The 1301-nt window shown below is 53.7% G+C and carries 1 pseudogene; it reads right to left on the reverse strand.

Annotated elements, in window-relative coordinates:
* Positions 1-1301, reverse strand: a pseudogene (locus SLH33_RS12905) (hypothetical protein); the annotation flags it as partial.

Genomic DNA, 1301 nt, shown 5'->3' on the forward strand with positions numbered 1-1301 from the left:
TCACTCCTGTAGTAGGGGAACTCGTATCGGCAATCGTTGCCGTTCCACTGACAATACTCCATATTCCTGTACCTACCGTAGGCGTATTGGCTGCCATGGTAAACCCTGGGGTGTTACATTGGGTTTGGTCGGTGCCTGCTGCCGCTGTCGTAGGCAACGCATCGTTGGTCAGTACCACATCGTCTGTACTATCGGTACAGCTTCCGTTGCTGATCGTCCATCGTAAAGTCACCGTATCGCCTGCCGCTACCGTCACTCCTGTAGTAGGGGAACTCGTATCGGCAATCGTTGCCGTTCCACTGACAATACTCCATATTCCTGTACCTACCGTAGGCGTATTGGCTGCCATGGTAAACCCTGGGGTGTTACATTGGGTTTGGTCGGTGCCTGCTGCCGCTGTCGTAGGCAACGCATCGTTGGTCAGTACCACATCGTCTGTACTATCGGTACAGCTTCCGTTGCTGATCGTCCATCGTAAAGTCACCGTATCGCCTGCCGCTACCGTCACTCCTGTAGTCGGGGAACTCGTATCGGCAATCGTTGCCGCTCCACTGACAATACTCCATATTCCTGTACCTACCGTAGGCGTATTGGCTGCCATGGTAAAGCTTGAGGTGTTACATTGGGTTTGGTCGGTGCCTGCTGCCGCTGTTGTAGGCAACGCATCGTTGGTCAGTACCACATCGTCTGTACTATCGGTACAGCTTCCGTTGCTGATCGTCCATCGTAAAGTCACCGTATCGCCTGCCGCTACCGTCACTCCTGTAGTAGGGGAACTCGTATCGGCAATCGTTGCCGTTCCACTGACAATACTCCATATTCCTGTACCTACCGTAGGCGTATTGGCTGCCATGGTAAAGCCTGAGGTGTTACATTGGGTTTGGTCGGTGCCTGCTGCCGCTGTCGTAGGCAACGCATCGTTGGTCAGTACCACATCGTCCGTACTATCGGTACAGCTTCCGTTGCTGATCGTCCATCGTAAAGTCACCGTATCGCCTGCCGCTACCGTCACTCCTGTAGTAGGGGAACTCGTATCGGCAATCGTTGCCGTTCCACTGACAATACTCCATATTCCTGTACCTACCGTAGGCGTATTGGCTGCCATGGTAAACCCTGGGGTGTTACATTGGGTTTGGTCGGTGCCTGCTGCTGCTGTCGTAGGCAACGCATCGTTGGTCAGTACCACATCATCCGTACTATCGGTACAGCTTCCGTTGCTGATTGTCCATCGTAAAGTGACCGTATCGCCTGCCGCTACCGTCACTCCTGTAGTAGGGGAACTCGTATCGGCAATCGTTGCC

The sequence above is a fragment of the Tenacibaculum sp. IB213877 genome (assembly GCF_034043975.1).
Lineage (GTDB): Bacteria > Bacteroidota > Bacteroidia > Flavobacteriales > Flavobacteriaceae > Polaribacter.